At 70.2% G+C, this 14288-nt stretch carries 15 protein-coding genes; 4 read left to right on the plus strand and 11 right to left on the minus strand.

The genetic code is table 11. The features are described 5' to 3' along the window. Positions 1-104: 104 nt before the first annotated feature. Together pcp and NS331_RS21625 are read left to right on the plus strand one after the other, a co-directional pair. The gene (gene pcp, locus NS331_RS21620) at positions 105-761 is read left to right on the plus strand and encodes a pyroglutamyl-peptidase I (protein ID WP_058644011.1); all 657 of its coding nucleotides are present in this window, start codon (positions 105-107) and stop codon (positions 759-761) included. Between the two features lie 77 nt (positions 762-838). Then, on the plus strand, positions 839-2431 hold the full coding sequence (locus NS331_RS21625; protein ID WP_058644012.1) for a tannase/feruloyl esterase family alpha/beta hydrolase: 1593 nt from the start codon (positions 839-841) through the stop codon (positions 2429-2431). A gap of 52 nt (positions 2432-2483) precedes the next feature. Here the strand turns inward: NS331_RS21625 and NS331_RS21630 are convergent, their stop codons facing one another. The 7 genes from NS331_RS21630 to NS331_RS21660 form a co-directional block, all read right to left on the minus strand. Beyond that, the gene (locus NS331_RS21630; RefSeq protein ID WP_058644013.1) at positions 2484-2696 is read right to left on the minus strand and encodes a YbdD/YjiX family protein; all 213 of its coding nucleotides are present in this window, start codon (positions 2694-2696) and stop codon (positions 2484-2486) included. A gap of 16 nt (positions 2697-2712) precedes the next feature. Beyond that, complete coding sequence (locus NS331_RS21635) at positions 2713-4791, minus strand: carbon starvation CstA family protein (protein ID WP_058644014.1); 2079 nt, start codon at positions 4789-4791, stop codon at positions 2713-2715. 123 nt (positions 4792-4914) lie between these two features. Beyond that, positions 4915-5316 (minus strand): type II toxin-antitoxin system VapC family toxin, encoded by a 402-nt coding sequence (locus NS331_RS21640; RefSeq protein ID WP_058644015.1) that lies wholly within the window; start codon positions 5314-5316, stop codon positions 4915-4917. A gap of 1 nt (position 5317) precedes the next feature. Then, positions 5318-5548, minus strand: coding sequence for an AbrB/MazE/SpoVT family DNA-binding domain-containing protein (locus tag NS331_RS21645; RefSeq protein ID WP_058644016.1), 231 nt, complete (start codon positions 5546-5548; stop codon positions 5318-5320). A gap of 57 nt (positions 5549-5605) precedes the next feature. After that, positions 5606-6241: a response regulator gene (locus tag NS331_RS21650; RefSeq protein WP_058644017.1), complete on the minus strand. Its 636-nt coding sequence runs from the start codon at positions 6239-6241 to the stop codon at positions 5606-5608. Next, the gene (locus NS331_RS21655) at positions 6238-7596 is read right to left on the minus strand and encodes a cache domain-containing protein (protein ID WP_058644018.1); all 1359 of its coding nucleotides are present in this window, start codon (positions 7594-7596) and stop codon (positions 6238-6240) included. The genes NS331_RS21650 and NS331_RS21655 overlap by 4 nt, the downstream gene beginning before the upstream one ends. Further along, entirely contained in the window at positions 7593-8264 is a 672-nt protein-coding gene (locus NS331_RS21660; protein WP_082702683.1) for a pseudouridine synthase, read from the minus strand. Before NS331_RS21660 ends, NS331_RS21655 begins: the two co-directional genes overlap by 4 nt. 104 nt (positions 8265-8368) lie before the next feature. Here NS331_RS21660 and NS331_RS21665 point away from each other — a divergent pair, with 104 nt between their 5' ends. Further along, positions 8369-9538, plus strand: coding sequence for a Fic family protein (locus tag NS331_RS21665; RefSeq protein WP_058644019.1), 1170 nt, complete (start codon positions 8369-8371; stop codon positions 9536-9538). Here the strand turns inward: NS331_RS21665 and NS331_RS21670 are convergent. From NS331_RS21670 to NS331_RS21680, 4 genes are read right to left on the minus strand one after another with little or no spacing between them, the layout of a single operon-like run. Continuing rightward, positions 9521-10231 carry a uracil-DNA glycosylase family protein gene (locus NS331_RS21670; protein WP_153012976.1) on the minus strand — a complete coding sequence of 237 codons (711 nt, stop codon included), beginning with the start codon at positions 10229-10231 and terminating at the stop codon, positions 9521-9523. The genes NS331_RS21665 and NS331_RS21670 overlap by 18 nt on opposite strands. Beyond that, positions 10228-11178 carry a GSU2403 family nucleotidyltransferase fold protein gene (locus NS331_RS21675; RefSeq protein ID WP_058644020.1) on the minus strand — a complete coding sequence of 317 codons (951 nt, stop codon included), beginning with the start codon at positions 11176-11178 and terminating at the stop codon, positions 10228-10230. The genes NS331_RS21670 and NS331_RS21675 overlap by 4 nt, the downstream gene beginning before the upstream one ends. 48 nt (positions 11179-11226) lie before the next feature. Beyond that, the gene (locus tag NS331_RS26330) at positions 11227-11448 is read right to left on the minus strand and encodes a hypothetical protein (protein WP_153012977.1); all 222 of its coding nucleotides are present in this window, start codon (positions 11446-11448) and stop codon (positions 11227-11229) included. Between the two features lie 50 nt (positions 11449-11498). Beyond that, positions 11499-13385: a glutamine--tRNA ligase/YqeY domain fusion protein gene (locus tag NS331_RS21680; protein ID WP_058644021.1), complete on the minus strand. Its 1887-nt coding sequence runs from the start codon at positions 13383-13385 to the stop codon at positions 11499-11501. 219 nt (positions 13386-13604) lie between these two features. Here NS331_RS21680 and NS331_RS21685 point away from each other — a divergent pair, with 219 nt between their 5' ends. Further along, entirely contained in the window at positions 13605-13934 is a 330-nt protein-coding gene (locus NS331_RS21685; RefSeq protein ID WP_058644022.1) for a hypothetical protein, read from the plus strand. Positions 13935-14288 lie beyond the last annotated feature (354 nt).

Consider the following 14288-nt stretch of genomic DNA (forward strand, 5'->3'; position numbering starts at 1 on the left):
CAGGGACCGGGCGGGCGGCCGGATGCGTGGGCCGCCCGCCCGGTCCCTGATCGAGCCGCCGTCCGTCTGGCTATGCTCGTACCGCACTGCCCGAGGACCCCGCCATGCCCCGCATCCTGCTCACCGGCTTCGAGCCCTTCGACCGCGACACCGTCAACCCGTCGTGGGAGGTGGCCCGCGCGCTCGACGGCTGGCAGACGGACGGCGCCACCGTGCAGACGCTGCAGGTGCCCTGCGTCTTCGGCGCTGCGCTGGCCCGGCTGGACCAGGCGCTGGATGCCGGGCCCGCGCCCGTTCTGGTGGTCGGCCTGGGCCTGGCCGGCGGCCGGGCCGAGATCACTCCCGAGCGCATCGCCATCAACGTGGACGACGCCCGCATTCCCGACAACGCGGGCCGGCAGCCGGTCGATGCGCCCGTCGCGGCAGAGGGACCGGCGGCCTATTTCTCCACCCTGCCCATCAAGGCCATCGTGCATGCGCTGCGGGCACAGGGGCTGCCGGCCTCGGTCTCCAACACCGCCGGCACCTTCGTCTGCAACCACGTCTTCTACGGCCTGATGCACCGGCTGGCCACGCGGCCGGAACTGGCCGGCACGCGCGGCGGCTTCGTGCACGTGCCGGCGCTGCCCGCGCAGGCGGCGCGGCTGCCCGGCATGCCCTGCCTGCCGCTGGAGACGCAGGTGCAGGCCCTGCGCGTTCTGCTGCGCACGGCGCTGGCGGTGCGGCAGGACATCGCGGAGGCCGGCGGCGCGCTGCACTGAGCGTCGTCGGGCGCCAAGCCTGGCGCCGCGCGGTGATCGTTCCATACTCCTGCGACACAACGACCAGGAGACGACCCGTGACCCCTTCCCCATGCCGCATCGCGGCCCTGTGCCTTGCGGCCTTCGGCGGCGCCGCGCAGGCGCAGAACCTCGGCAGCTTCCGTGATGCCCCGCAGTCGGCCGCCCACTATGCCGAGCCCATCGCGTCCGCCACCGGCGACTGCGCCCGTCTCGGCCAGCAGGTGACGGCCGTCGAAGGCACGCGGCTGACCGTGCTCAGCGCCACGGCCGTGCCCGCGGCGCAGGGCGTGCCCGACTTTTGCCGCATCGTCGCCATGCTCGATCCCGAGGTGCTGGTGGAGGTCGCCCTGCCCATGCGCTGGAACGGCCGGCTCTACATGCGCGGCAACGGCGGCTACGCCGGCGAGCGCCTCGACGCGCCCAGCCGCCTGGCACTGCGCGACGAGGCGCTCAAGCGCGGCTTCGTGGCGGCGCAGACCAACACCGGCCACGACGCCATCGCCCAGCCGCTGGGCAGCTTCGCGCAGAACGACCTGGCCAAGCTGGTCGACTACAGCTTCCGCGCGGTGCACCTGACGGCGCAGGCGTCCAAGGACCTGGCCGCCGCCTTCTACGGCCGCAAGCCGGCGAAGTCGTACTTCGACGGCTGCTCCACCGGCGGCCGCCAGGGCCTGATGGCAGCCCAGCGCTACCCCGCCGACTTCGACGGCATCGCCGCCGGGGCGCCGGTGCTCAACTTCACCGGCACCATGTACGACTACGTGTCTTATGCGCCGCTGCTCGCCAAGGCCGGCTTCACCGGCGAGCAGCTGACGCAGGTCGGCCGCGCCGTGGTCGCGAAGTGCGATGCGATCGACGGCCTGAAGGACGGCCTGATCGCCGACCCCCGGCAGTGCCGCATCGACCCGCGCCAGGACCTGCCTGGCCTGAGCGACGCGCAGGTCGCCGCCCTGGAGGCGGTGCACCGCGACATGCAGCACGGGGGCCAGAGCGTGTTCCCCGCCTGGCCCTGGGGCTCCGAAGCGCCTGATGCCAGCGGCACCAGCGGCTGGGCGGAATGGTTCGTTTCCATGCCGCGGGCCCCGGCCGCGACCTCGGGCGCGCAGGCCCTGCCGCCCGGCGAGACGCGCCAGAGTGCCTATGCCCAGACTTTCCTGCGCTACTTCGCCGACCAGCCCGCCAGCCGGCCCGATGCCGACTGGCGCAGCTTCGACCTGGACCAGGGCTTCCGGTCCACGGGCTTCATCAGCACGCTGGTCGATGCGCGCAATCCGGACCTGAGCGCCTTCGCGGCCCGCGGCGGCAAGATGATCACCTACCACGGTTGGGCCGACCCGGCGCTCAATCCGATGATGAGCGTGGGCTACTACGATGCCGCGACGCGCGCCACGCCGAAGCTGGGCGACAGCTACCGCCTGTTCATGGTGCCGGGCCTTCAGCACTGCAACGGCGGCGATGCGCCCGGTGTGCTCGATGCCGTCACGGCCGTCATCGACTGGACCGAGACCGGCCGCGCGCCGGCGGCCTTGCTGGCCACCCAGCGCCGCGCCGACGGCAGCGAACGCAGCCGGCCGGTGTGCGCCTATCCGCAGGTCGCGCAGTACCTGGGCGGCGACGCGGACAAGGCGGCGAGCTTCGCCTGCCGGTGAGGGGCGGCGCGCGGCCGTCGGTGCCGCGTGCCGTGGCCATGGGCGCTGCCGTTCAGCAGCAGCGCCCCTTGCCCGCCCCGTAGCGCGCTTCCAGCCGCTCGCGGAAGAATTCCTCGTAGCTCATCGGCGCGCGGTCCGGGTGGGTCTGCGCCATGTGCGACAGGTAGGTGTCGTAGTCGGGTAGACCCACCATCAGCCGCAGCGACTGGCGCACCGAGCGGGCGATGTAGCGCCCGGTCTCGGGCAGGGTGGCCAGGGTCACCATGGCGCGCGCATCGTGCTCAGTGCGCGCCGGCCGGGCGGGCGTTGGCCGCCACGGGCTCGTAGGGCGTCTCGTGCACCGTCGGCCGGTTGGCCGCGCGGGCCGACAGGCAGGCGCGCACGGTGTAGACCAGCACGCTCAGCACCACGAACATGAAGAGGGCGCACAGTCCCGCGTCCAGCCGGTCGTTGAACACGATGCGGGCCATGGCCTCCGGCGTCTTGGCGGGCGCGACCAGCACGCCGTTGGCCAGGCCCTCGGTGTAGCGCGCCGCGTGGGCCAGGAAGCCCACCTTGGGGTCCGACGAGAAGATCTTCTGCCAGCCGGCCGTCAGCGTGCAGGCCAGCAGCCACACGGCCGGTGCCGCCGCCACCCAGGCATAGCGCTCGCGCTTCATGCGGAACAGCACCACCACGCCCAGCATCAGCGCCACGGCGGCCAGCATCTGGTTGGAGATGCCGAACAGCGGCCACAGCGTGTTGATGCCGCCCAGCGGATCGACCACGCCCTGGTACAGGAAGTAGCCCCAGGCCGCCACGGTCAGCGCCGTCGCCAGCAGGTTGGCCGGCAGCGAGTCGGTGCGCTTGAGCGCGGGCACGAAGCTGCCCAGCAGGTCCTGCAGCATGAAGCGGCCGGCGCGGGTGCCGGCGTCTACCGCGGTCAGGATGAACAGCGCCTCGAACAGGATGGCGAAGTGGTACCAGAAGGCCATCATGGCCTGGCCACCGATCACCTGGTGCAGGATGTGCGCCATGCCCACCGCCAGCGTGGGCGCGCCGCCGGCGCGGCCCAGGATGGTGTGCTCGCCGACGTCGCGGGCGGTCTGCGCCAGCATCTCGGGCGTGACCACGAAGCCCCAGCCGGAGATGGTGGCCGCGGCCTGCTGCGCCGTGCTGCCCACCAGCGCGGCCGGGCTGTTCATGGCGAAGTAGATGCCCGGCTCGATGCACGAGGCCGCCACCAGCGCCATCACGGCGACGAAGGACTCGGCCAGCATGCCGCCGTAGCCGATGAAGCGGGCATGGCGCTCGTTGTCCAGCATCTTGGGCGTGGTGCCCGACGAGATCAGCGCATGGAAGCCCGACACCGCGCCGCAGGCGATGGTGATGAACAGGAAGGGGAACATCGAGCCCGACCACACCGGGCCGTTGCCATTGGCGAACTGCGTGAGCGCGGGCATCTGCAGCTGCGGCATCACGATCACGATGCCGATGGCCAGCGCCACGATGGTGCCGATCTTGAGGAAGGTCGACAGGTAGTCGCGCGGCGCCAGCAGGAGCCACACCGGCAGGCTGGCGGCGACGAAGCCGTAGCCGATCAGCATCCAGGTCAGCGCCTTGCCGTCGAAGGTGAACATCGCGGCCCAGGCCGCGTTCTCGCTCACCACCTGGCCGCCGAAGATGGCGGCCATCAGCAGCACGAAGCCGATGATGGACACCTCGCCGATGCGCCCCGGGCGGATGTAGCGCAGGTACAGGCCCATGAACACGGCCACCGGCACCGTGGCCGCCACCGTGAAGGTGCCCCAGGGCGATTCGGCCAGCGCCTTCACCACGATCAGGGCCAGCACCGCCAGGATGATGATCATGATCATGAAGGTGCCGAAGAGCGCGATCATGCCGGGCACCGAGCCCATCTCCTGCTTGACCAGGTCGCCCAGCGAGCGGCCGTCGCGTCGGGTGGAGATGAACAGCACGATGAAGTCCTGCACCGCGCCGGCGAACACCACGCCGGCCAGCACCCACAGCAGGCCGGGCAGGTAGCCCATCTGCGCCGCCAGCACCGGGCCCACCAGCGGCCCCGCGCCCGCGATGGCCGCGAAGTGGTGGCCGAACAGCACGTTCTTGTCGGTGGGCACGTAATCGAGCCCGTCGTTGTGCCGGTGCGCGGGCGTCTTGCGCGAGCCGTCCAGCCCCAGCACCTTGTCGGCGATGAACAGGCTGTAGTAGCGGTAGGCGATCAGGTAGGTGCAGACGGCGGCGGTCACGACCCACAGGGCGTTGACGCTTTCGCCGCGCGTGAGGGCGACGGTGGCCAGCGCGAAGGCGCCGACGACCGCCACCACGAGCCACACGAGGTGGCGGCGGAGGCTTGGCATGTGCGTTGTCTCTCGATGGTTGGGATAACCGGTCGAGTGTCGGAAGCGGCGCCGGGTGGCGCATCCGTTGCAGTGCGTGGCGGGGGTGCGATGGAATGCCTAAGGGACAACCCGGGGCACGGTTCAATCCAGCAGCAGTTGTGCGTCGGGCAGCCGGGCCGCCTTGGCGTCCAGCGTGAGAAGCGGCGCCTGGTCCGCCGCGTGGCAGGCAGCGGCATGGAGGCAGTCTGCAAAGTCGGCGCGGCCCTCACGGTAGCCGTGCAGGGCGCGTTCCACCACGTGTTCTGACTCCAGGCTCAGTTCCCGGGTTTCTAGCAGGGCCGTGAAGGTCGACAGGATCGATGGCTTGGCGAAGCCGTAGCGCGATCGCAGCACCCACTCGAGTTCCAGGATCACCGTCAGCGGCACGAAAAGCGCTTCTTTGCGGTGGCGCGCTGTCTCGATGCAGCGGCCGACGCGCTCGGTCTGCTCTGCATCGTCGTCCACGAGCCAGCGCACGAGGACGTTGGTGTCCAGCCCGGCCATGTCAGGACTGGCCGATGTCCATGTCCTCCACGGACACCGCCTTGCGGCTCCTGCGCTCGGGCTTGAGCAGGCCGCGCAGATCCTGGATGCTGCGCGTCTTGGCGCGCATCACGGTGGTGCCATCGTCGAGGGTGGTGAAGACCACGCGCTCGCCGGTGCCCAGGCCCATCTGGCGGCGGATGTCGGCGGGAATGGTGATCTGGCCCTTGCTGGTCATCGAGGCTTCAAGCATGCGGAGCTCCTTACTTTTCCGCTAATTGTAAGGATATGAGGCCAGGGGGCCTAGCGCTCATCCACCGAACTGCCGTGTGTGCTCCACCGCATAGCGGATCAATTCCGCCTGCCCTTCGATGCCCAGCCGGCGCTTGATGCTCTGCCGGTGCGCGTCCACCGTGCGCACGGACAGGCCCAGGTCGCGGGCGATCTGCTTGCTGGATTCGCCGCGGCCGATGGCCGAGAGGATCTCGCTTTCGCGCGGCGTGAGCAGCGGGCGCGGCGCCTGGTTGCGGAACAGCTTTTTCGACACCGCCGGGCTCAGGAAGGTGCCGCCCGCCGTGACGGCCTCGATGGCGGCGACGATCTCCGACGCCGGCGCGTCCTTGAGCACATAGCCCTGCGCGCCCGCCTGCAGCGCGCGCTGCACGTACTCGGGGTTGTCGTACATGCTGAGCATGACCACGTGCGGCGGCGCTGGCCGGGCCAGCAGCAGGGCGGCCAGCTCGATGCCGTTCATGTCCTTCATGCCGACGTCGACCAGCATCAGGTCGGGCCGCGCGGCGTCGACCTGGGCCAGGGCCTCGGCGGCGCTGCCGGCCTCGCCGACGATGCACAGGCCGGGCAGCGCCTCCAGCCGGGCGCGCAGGCCGTCGCGCACCAGCGGATGGTCGTCGACCAGGAACAGGCGCACGGGCGTGGCGGGGGTCATGCGGGGTCTTCCTCGAAGGCGTGCGGCAGTTCTGCCGTGACGGTGGTGTGGCCGGGCGCGGATTGCAGGCGCAGGCACCCGCCGGCCGCCTCCATGCGCTCGCGCATGTGGCGCAGGCCCAGGCCGCGGTGCGGGTCGGCCTGCGCGGCGTCGACGTCGAAGCCCAGGCCGTCGTCCGCCACGGTCAGGCGCACGACGTGGGTGTCGACGTGCAGGTGCAGGTCGACGTGGGCGGCGCCGGCATGCTTCTGGACGTTGGTGAGCGCCTCCTGCGCGACGCGGAACAGGGCGGTCTTGGCCTCGGCCGACAGCGCCCGGGCGTCGCCTGTGACCTGCAGCGCCACGGTGGGCCCGGCACCGCCGGCCTCGTCCACCAGGCGCTCCAGCGCGGCGGGCAGGCCCAGCGTGTCGAGCAGCGCCGGGCGCAGGCGGTGCGAGATGTGGCGCACCTCCAGCAGCGCTTCGCCCAGGCGCTGCAGGGCGCGCACGAGCAGCGGCGGCACCGGCCGGCCTTCGCGCTGCAGGCCGTCCACGGCCGATTCGACCAGCAGCTTGGCCGACACCAGCGTCTGGCTGGTGCCGTCGTGCAGTTCGCGCGCGAGGTGGGCGCGCTCCTCTTCCTGCGACTGCACCACGCGCCGCGCCAGCTGGCGCAGCTTGGCCTCGGCCACGCGGTGCTCGCTCAGGTTGAGCAGCAGGCCGCCCGCGCTCACGGCCGCGAGCGACAGCGTGGCGATGGCCGCGATCCACAGCAAGGTGCCGCTGACGTTGCCGCTGGTCTGCGCATCCAGCGCGTCGAGCGTGGCCTGGATGTCGTCCAGGTACAGGCCGGTGCCCACCATCCATTGCCAGCGGTCCAGCGCCTGCACGTAGCCCAGCTTGGGCGCCAGGCTGCCCACGGAGGGCTTGCGCCATTCGTATTCGACGTAGCCGCCGCCGGCCCGCGCGCGGGCGATCAGGTCGCGGATGGTGTAGCGGCCCTGCGAGTCGCGCAGGTCCCACAACGACTTGCCGATCAGCTCGGGCTGGCGCGAATGCATCAGCACGTGGCCCTGCAGGTCGTAGACGAAGAAGTAGCCGTCGTTGCCGTAGTCCAGCGTGCCCAGCAGGCGCAGCGCCTCCTGCCGCGTGGCCGCGTCGTCGCCGCGCTGGTAGAGCGGGCGGATCACGCTCAGGCCCAGGTCCACGTAGCTGCGCAGCTCGCTGCGGCGCTGGGCCATGTGGCTCTGCTCGATCAGCAACCGTTCGCGCCGGTGCAGGTCGCGCGACTGGTGCTGCAGCCCGAAGGCGACCATGCCCAGGGCCGCCAGCAGCGGTAGCACGGCGAGGGCGATGATCTTGGTGCGCAGGGTCATGGGCGGCGGCGGCCGGGCGGCGAAGGGCGGCGCGGCGATGCCGGACGGGGCGTGCCGGGACGGCCCGCGCTGCCGCTGCGTGGTGGGCGCGGCACCGGTGCATCGAGCACCGGCGGCACGTCCAGCGCCTCCCAGGTGCCGGCCGCCAGGCCATCAAGCACGAAGGGCCCGATGGCGACGCGCACCAGCCGCAGCGTCGGCAGTCCCACCGCCGCCGTCATGCGCCGCACCTGCCGGTTGCGGCCCTCGCGGATGGCCAGCTCGAGCCAGTCGGTGGGGATGTTCTTGCGCTCGCGGATGGGCGGCTCGCGGGGCGGCAGTCGGGGCGGCGGGTCGAGCCGGCGCGCGCGGGCCGGCAGCGTGGGCCCGTCGTTCAGCACGACCCCATGGCGCAGCTGCGCCAGCGCCTCGTCGGTGCACAGGCCTTCCACCTGCACCCAGTAGGTCTTCTCCATCTTGTGCCGTGGATCGGCGATGCGCGCCTGCAGCGGGCCGTCGCTGGTCAGCAGCAGCAGGCCTTCGCTGTCGGCGTCGAGCCGGCCGGCCGCGTGCACGCCGGGCAGGTCGATGAAGTCCTTGAGCCCGCGCCAGCGGCCCTCGGGCGTGAACTGGCTGAGCACGCCGTAGGGTTTGTGGAAGCGGATGAGGCGGGGCAATGGCGCAGTCATGAACGGCGGCGAGCATAGCCGCGCCTTCCAAGCAAGCCGCCGGTGAGGCGCAGATCCTGCATTTGCGCTTCAAAATTGAAGCGATTTGACCCAGAATACGCTTCATGTTGATATGGCAAGCCCCCGATTGGCCTCAGTGGCGCTTCGACGCGCAGGCGCTGCAGGCGTCCCTGGCCACGGCGCGCATTGCGCAGGGCCGGATGCTGGGGGTGATCGGCAGCTTGCGCTTGGCCGACGTCCAGGCCCTGCAGAACGAGGAATGGGCAGAGGAGGCGGTTGCCACGGCCCAGATCGAAGGCGAACTGCTGCAGATCGATTCCGTGCGTGCCTCGGCCGCGCGCCGGCTGGGCCTGACCCAGAGCGGCCGTGCCCAGCAGCGCCAGCGCGAGCCGCGCATCGAGGCAACGCTGGACGTGATCGAGGCCGCGGTGCAGGACTGGCAGCGCCCGCTGGATGCCGAACGCCTGTTCGGCTGGCATGCCGCGCTGTTTCCCACCGGCCGCAGCGGCATCACGCGCATCGTGGTGGGCGGCTGGCGCACCCATCTTGAGCCGATGCAGATCGTCACGCCGCAATTGCGCGGCCCCGACGTCGTCCATTACGAGGCGCCGCCCTCTGCGAACGTCGCGGCCCACATGGCGCAGCTCATCGACTGGTTCAACGATGACGGCGTGCGCGCCGGCATGGACGGCATCGTGCGGGCGGCCATCGCTCACCTGTGGCTGGAGGCCATCCACCCCTTCGAAGACGGCAACGGCCGCATCGGCCGCGCACTGTCGGACCTGGCCATGGCGCAGGACATGCGCAGTGGCGCGCGCCTGTTCAGCCTGTCGCACCAGATCTGGCTGGACCGCGCGGGCTACTACCGCGAGCTCAATGCGGCCTCCAGCCGGCCATCGCTGGATGTCACGGAATGGGTGCGGTGGTTCGTCCAATGTGTCGAGAAGGCCTACGACGCCACCGTGGCGCAGGTTCAGGCCGCGGCCCGAAAAGGCGGCTTCTGGGCCACCTTGATGGAGCGTCATCCCGGCCTGACGGCGACCCAGCGCAAGGTCGTCAACCGCCTCTACGATGCCGGGCCCGGCGGCTTCGATGGGGGAATGAGCACCGAGAAATACGCGGCCATCGCCCAGGTGTCGCGGGCCACCGCCTACCGTGAACTGACGCAGCTGACGGAGTGGGGCGTTTTCCTGCGGACGGGCCAGGGACGGGGAACCCGCTATGCCCTGGACTTCCAGGTGGACGGCGGTGCCGCCTCAGCCCAACTGCTTTAGCCGCGCATCCATCAGCGCCGAAAAGCGCGAGAACCACACCGCGTTGGCCGGCGACGGATGCGGTAGCGGCGCCAGCACGATCGGATGCGTGCTGCCGCCGTGCTCGTAGCCGACCTCCAGCGTGCGGGCATAGCGCGCGTCGCCCAGCGCCCAGAAGCCGTCGAGCGCCGCATTCAATTCGGCCGCCTGCCCGATGCCGAACCAGAAGAACGCCTCCCGCCCCAGCGCGATGACGGTGCGCCGGCCGTCGCGGCCCTGCCAGGCGTCGATGAGCAGCTCGGCCATCAGCGGCTGGAAGCGGCGCTTGACCGCCATCGACCAGGCCTTGTTGCCCACCGGTTTGTACGGCGCGGTGTTGAGCCAGAACACTTCCGAGCCCGCTTCGATGGACTGCGCGAAGTCCGGCGCCGGCGCGTCTGCGCCATGCCGCTGCCGGTGCAGCGCCGCCCGGACCAGCTGCCCGCCCTTGCCCAGGAAGGGCTGCCCCTGCTGCGCCTCGGTGCGCCCCGGATCGCGGCCGAAGAGGCACAGCGCCGCATCGCGCGGCCCCAGCCCGATGACGGGGTCGCGCCAGTCGCGTCCGGCCGATTCGTAGGCCTCGCGGTCGATGCCGAGCAGGTCCTGCGCTAGGCGGCGGAAGGCGGCGTGCTGGGCGGCTGTCAGGCCCAGGTGCGTCGAGGGCTCGCGCTTCATCGGTGCGGGGAAAGCTGTGGCAGGTATTCGTCCACCAGTTGCATGACGGTGTCGGCCTGCAGTTCGTCGCGCGCGACCTTGAGCGGGTCGCGGTCGGGGCGCTGCGCGAGCCAGCGCTTGAAACGCACGAAGGCGAGGGGATGCACCGTGTTCATGCGGGCCATGGTGCCGTTCGCGGCCACGACCACCGACGAGAAGCGGGGCGCACTGACCAACTGCTCAGCATTGCGTGCCTGCACGACCCAAAAGTCCTCTTCCGTGTCGCTGAGCCGTGCGGGATGCGGGTCCTGCTCCTGCACCTCGCGCCGCAGGATGTCGACCTCAAAGCCCTGGCTGTTCACCGCCGTGTAGAGCTGACCCTCGCGCAGCGTGAAGGTCTTGTCCACCTTGCGCAGCAGCGCCAGCATCGAGGAGTCCAGGCGCTTCAACTGGGTGGCGAGCTTGAATCGTTTGCGGGTGTCCCACAGCAGGTCGACGTCGCGCGTGGCGATGGCGGCGCTCTCCACCCGGACGCCGGCTGCAGCCTCGTAGGCGTAGAGGGCATGCGTGCCGACCACGGTGAAGTGCTCCGCGACGTTGTGCCGGTGCATCATGTTGAGGATGTCGACCACGACCGCAGGCACCCGCCCAACGAAGAGCGCACGGTTCATGCGTTGCTGGCGTTGTACCGCTGCGGTCAGACCTTTCAGTCGCGTGTCGGCTTGTTCCTTGCGCGCCATGAAGTTGGTGTACATCGCTTCCGTCTCGGCACTGCGAGGCCCCAGGCTCTTCTGCGCGTTGCGGGCAGACGTCCGCACCAGGTAATCGCGGCCATTGACCGCTTTCCAGTACATGCCGCCGCGCACCCGGGCCGCCTCGGCTTGTGCCGCCTCCAACGCCTCGAACGCCGACCGCGCATCGATGTACTGACGTCGGGCGTCGTCGCCGAGGTCCTTGAATTCAAGCATTTCCGTTGAATATTAGAAAACAGAATTTTTACGGAAATCGACTATAAATCAATGATATAGAAATTCAGTGCCGTCGGCCTTCCTGACATCAAGCCACCGAATACGCTGCACGATGTACGTGCCGAGTGCCGCCCTGTCGGTCCCACGGAAGAGCTTGCCAGAGACGGTGCGCAGGCGCGTCTCGGCGTCGTCATCGCTTGTTCCCGCGCTGACCAGAAAGGTCGGATTGTCGAAGGGGCGATGTACGCCCCATGCAAAAGGGCCGGTCATTGGACTGGCCCTTGCCTGCTGCGCGCCGGCCCATGCCGACCGCGCAGGCCTTATTTGCCCCAGCTGTCCTTCAACCCGCTCGTGCGGTTGAACACCAGCCGCCCCGCGGCCGCCGCCTTCGCATCGACGACGAAGTAGCCCACGCGCTCGAACTGGTAGCTGGTCTCCGGGACGGCGGCGGCCAGACCGGCTTCGACGTAGCCCTGCACGGTGCTCAGGCTGGCGTCGTTCAGCTCCTCGGCGATGTCGTCGGCGCCGCCGGGCTGCTCGGTCTTGAACAGGCGCTCGTACAGGCGGACCTCGGCGGGCACCGCATCGTGCGCGCCGACCCAGCCGATCACGCCCTTGACCTTCACGCTGTCCGCACCGGGCGTGCCGCTCTTGGTCTCGGGCAGCACCTCGGCCAGCACCTTGGTGACCTTGCCGTCGGCGTCCTGCTCGAAGCCGATGCATTGCACGACGTAGCCGTACTTCAGGCGCACCTTGTTGCCGTCGATGGCCTGCTGGCTGCCGTTGGTGTGCGGTGGGTACAGGCGGCGGTAGCCTTTCTCGGGCACGGCCTGGAAGTCCTCGCGTTCGATCCACAGCGTCCTGCCGAAAGTGAAGTGGCGCTGACCGGCGGATTCGTCATGCGGATTCACGGGGGCGTGGCAGGGCTCCAGATGGCCGGCGCCCATGGCGGCGTCCCAGTTGGTGATCTCCAGCTTGAGCGGATCCAGCACGGCCATCGCCCGCGGCGCAACCGGGTCCAGCGTGTCGCGCAGCGCCGCTTCCAGCGCCGCATACTCGGTCCACGCGCCGCCGGTCTTGGTGGTGCCGCTGCGCTCGCAGAAAAGCTTGAGCGCCTCGGGCGTGTAGCCGCGGCGGCGCAGGCCGGCCAGGGTGGGCATGCGCGGGTCGTCCCAGCCGTCGACGTGGCCTTCCTCGACCAGCTGGCGCAGCTTGCGCTTGCTGGTGATGACGTGGGTGACGTTGAGCCGCGCGAATTCGTACTGGTGCGGCGGCGGGGCGGTGAGCAGGCCGCCTTCGACCAGGCGCGCCATCAGCCAGTCGTAGAAGGGCCGCTGGTCCTCGAACTCCAGCGTGCAGATGCTGTGGGTGATCTGCTCCAGCGCGTCCTCGATGGGGTGCGCGAAGGTGTACATGGGATAGATGCACCACCGGTCGCCGGTGTTGTGGTGCGTGGCGCGGCGGATGCGGTAGAGCGTCGGGTCGCGCAGGTTGATGTTGGGGCTCGCCATGTCGATCTTCGCGCGCAGCACGGCGGCGCCGTCGGGCAACTCGCCGGCCTTCATCTGGCGCAGGCGGGCGAGGTTGTCCTCGGCCGTGCGGCTGCGGTAGGGGCTGTCGGTGCCGGGCTTGCCGAAGTCGCCGCGGTTGGCGCGCATTTCCTCCGGCGTCTGCTCGTCGACGTAGGCGTGGCCGGCGGTCACGAGATATTCGGCCGCGCGGTACATGAAGTCGAAGTAGTTGCTGGCGTAGTAGACGTGGTCCTGCTCGGCACCGGGCTGCGCCGGCACATCGGCCAGTGCGGTGGAATAGCCCATCCAGCGGATCGCCTCGCGGATGGAATCGACGTATTCCTGCTCTTCCTTCTCGGGGTTGGTGTCGTCGAAGCGCAAGTGACAGACGCCGCCGTATTCCCTGGCCAGCTCGAAGTTCAGCCAGATGCTCTTGGCATGGCCAATGTGCAGGTAGCCGTTGGGCTCGGGGGGGAAGCGGGTGCGGATCTTCGCCGGATCGGGCATGCCGGCCTGGTGGAAGGCGCCGTCGCCCGGACCGCCGCCCCAGCGCCGCGAGGCATAGGTGCCCTGTTCCAGGTCGGCTTCGATGACGTGGCGCAGGAAGTTGCTCGGGGCGGCCGGGGCCGCGGGTGCGGCAGCCTGCTTGCCGCCGTTGTTCTTGTTGTCGCCGTGCGGGGCAGTGGGAGAGGTCATCGGGGAATTTTATGGGTGGGCGCGAATCGATGGTTTCGCCGCGCTGCAGCGCAGCGGCGGCGCAATGCTGGGTGATGGCAGGCGGCGAAGGGGTTACGTCTGGCAACCAACGTCACGTTCGCGGGTGAACCTTTCCGGCGGCCCGGGCGTTCTATGACTCAGGCGGGTGCCGGCTTCGTTCTACAAGGTGCCCGCCACCGAATTTCCAAGGAGAAAGAGATGACTGTCTCTCGTACGGGCTTCTTCAAATGGGCGGCTGCGGCTGCCGTCGCGGCAGGTGCCCTGTGCGCTGCGTCCTCGGCCAGCGCCCAGGTGAGCTGGTCGCTCGGCGTGTCGGTGCCGGGCGTGGCGGTGGGGGTGGCGGCGCCGCCGGCACCCGCTTACTACGGCCCGCCGCCCGCCTATTACGTGGCGCCGCCGGCACCGGTGTATTACCGCCCGCCGCCGCCGGTGTACTACCGCCCGCCCCCGCCGGCCGTGGTGTACGAGCCGGCCCCGGTCTACTACGGCCCACCGCCGTACTACTACCGCCATCACCACTGGCGCTGAAGCGGGGCATTGGCCGGCTGGCCGATGCCTTCGTCCCCAGGCCGCCTCGCCGCTCGCCGGCAGGCGGCTTTTTCGTGGGCGTTGAGATGAAACCACCCCGTTTGGACTTCCTCACTGCGTGTGGAAGTCCCACCCCCCTCAAGGGGCGCACCCGGCGGCCGGGCCAAGCCCGTTCCGCGGGTGCACTGGCATGGCCTGCGCCGCAGCCCTTCGATCAGACAAGCGGCGCCGGTTTCATGCCCTGCGGGTGGCGCGCCAGCGCTGTCGAAAACTTACATGGCGCGGAAAAGGGGCGCGTAGAGCCGGCTCACCGGGAGCGGCGTGTCCGGGCGGCCGCGCAGCGTCAGGTGCATG

The organism is Pseudacidovorax intermedius, assembly GCF_001476815.1.
GTDB classification, from domain to species: Bacteria; Pseudomonadota; Gammaproteobacteria; order Burkholderiales; family Burkholderiaceae_C; genus Xenophilus; species Xenophilus intermedius_A.

Excerpts from the sequence above, each read along its gene's own strand:
- pcp (WP_058644011.1), top strand. The coding sequence starts at position 105 with ATGCCCCGCATCCTGCTCACCGGCTTCGAGCCCTTCGACCGCGACACC.
- NS331_RS21630 (WP_058644013.1), bottom strand. The coding sequence starts at position 2,696 with ATGGTGACCCTGGCCACCCTGCCCGAGACCGGGCGCTACATCGCCCGC.
- NS331_RS21635 (WP_058644014.1), bottom strand. The coding sequence starts at position 4,791 with ATGCCAAGCCTCCGCCGCCACCTCGTGTGGCTCGTGGTGGCGGTCGTC.
- NS331_RS21640 (WP_058644015.1), bottom strand. The coding sequence starts at position 5,316 with ATGGCCGGGCTGGACACCAACGTCCTCGTGCGCTGGCTCGTGGACGAC.
- NS331_RS21645 (WP_058644016.1), bottom strand. The coding sequence starts at position 5,548 with ATGCTTGAAGCCTCGATGACCAGCAAGGGCCAGATCACCATTCCCGCC.
- NS331_RS21650 (WP_058644017.1), bottom strand. The coding sequence starts at position 6,241 with ATGACCCCCGCCACGCCCGTGCGCCTGTTCCTGGTCGACGACCATCCG.
- NS331_RS21655 (WP_058644018.1), bottom strand. The coding sequence starts at position 7,596 with ATGACCCTGCGCACCAAGATCATCGCCCTCGCCGTGCTACCGCTGCTG.
- NS331_RS21660 (WP_082702683.1), bottom strand. The coding sequence starts at position 8,264 with ATGACTGCGCCATTGCCCCGCCTCATCCGCTTCCACAAACCCTACGGC.
- NS331_RS21665 (WP_058644019.1), top strand. The coding sequence starts at position 8,369 with ATGTTGATATGGCAAGCCCCCGATTGGCCTCAGTGGCGCTTCGACGCG.
- NS331_RS21670 (WP_153012976.1), bottom strand. The coding sequence starts at position 10,231 with ATGAAGCGCGAGCCCTCGACGCACCTGGGCCTGACAGCCGCCCAGCAC.
- NS331_RS21675 (WP_058644020.1), bottom strand. The coding sequence starts at position 11,178 with ATGCTTGAATTCAAGGACCTCGGCGACGACGCCCGACGTCAGTACATC.
- NS331_RS26330 (WP_153012977.1), bottom strand. The coding sequence starts at position 11,448 with ATGACCGGCCCTTTTGCATGGGGCGTACATCGCCCCTTCGACAATCCG.
- NS331_RS21680 (WP_058644021.1), bottom strand. The coding sequence starts at position 13,385 with ATGACCTCTCCCACTGCCCCGCACGGCGACAACAAGAACAACGGCGGC.
- NS331_RS21685 (WP_058644022.1), top strand. The coding sequence starts at position 13,605 with ATGACTGTCTCTCGTACGGGCTTCTTCAAATGGGCGGCTGCGGCTGCC.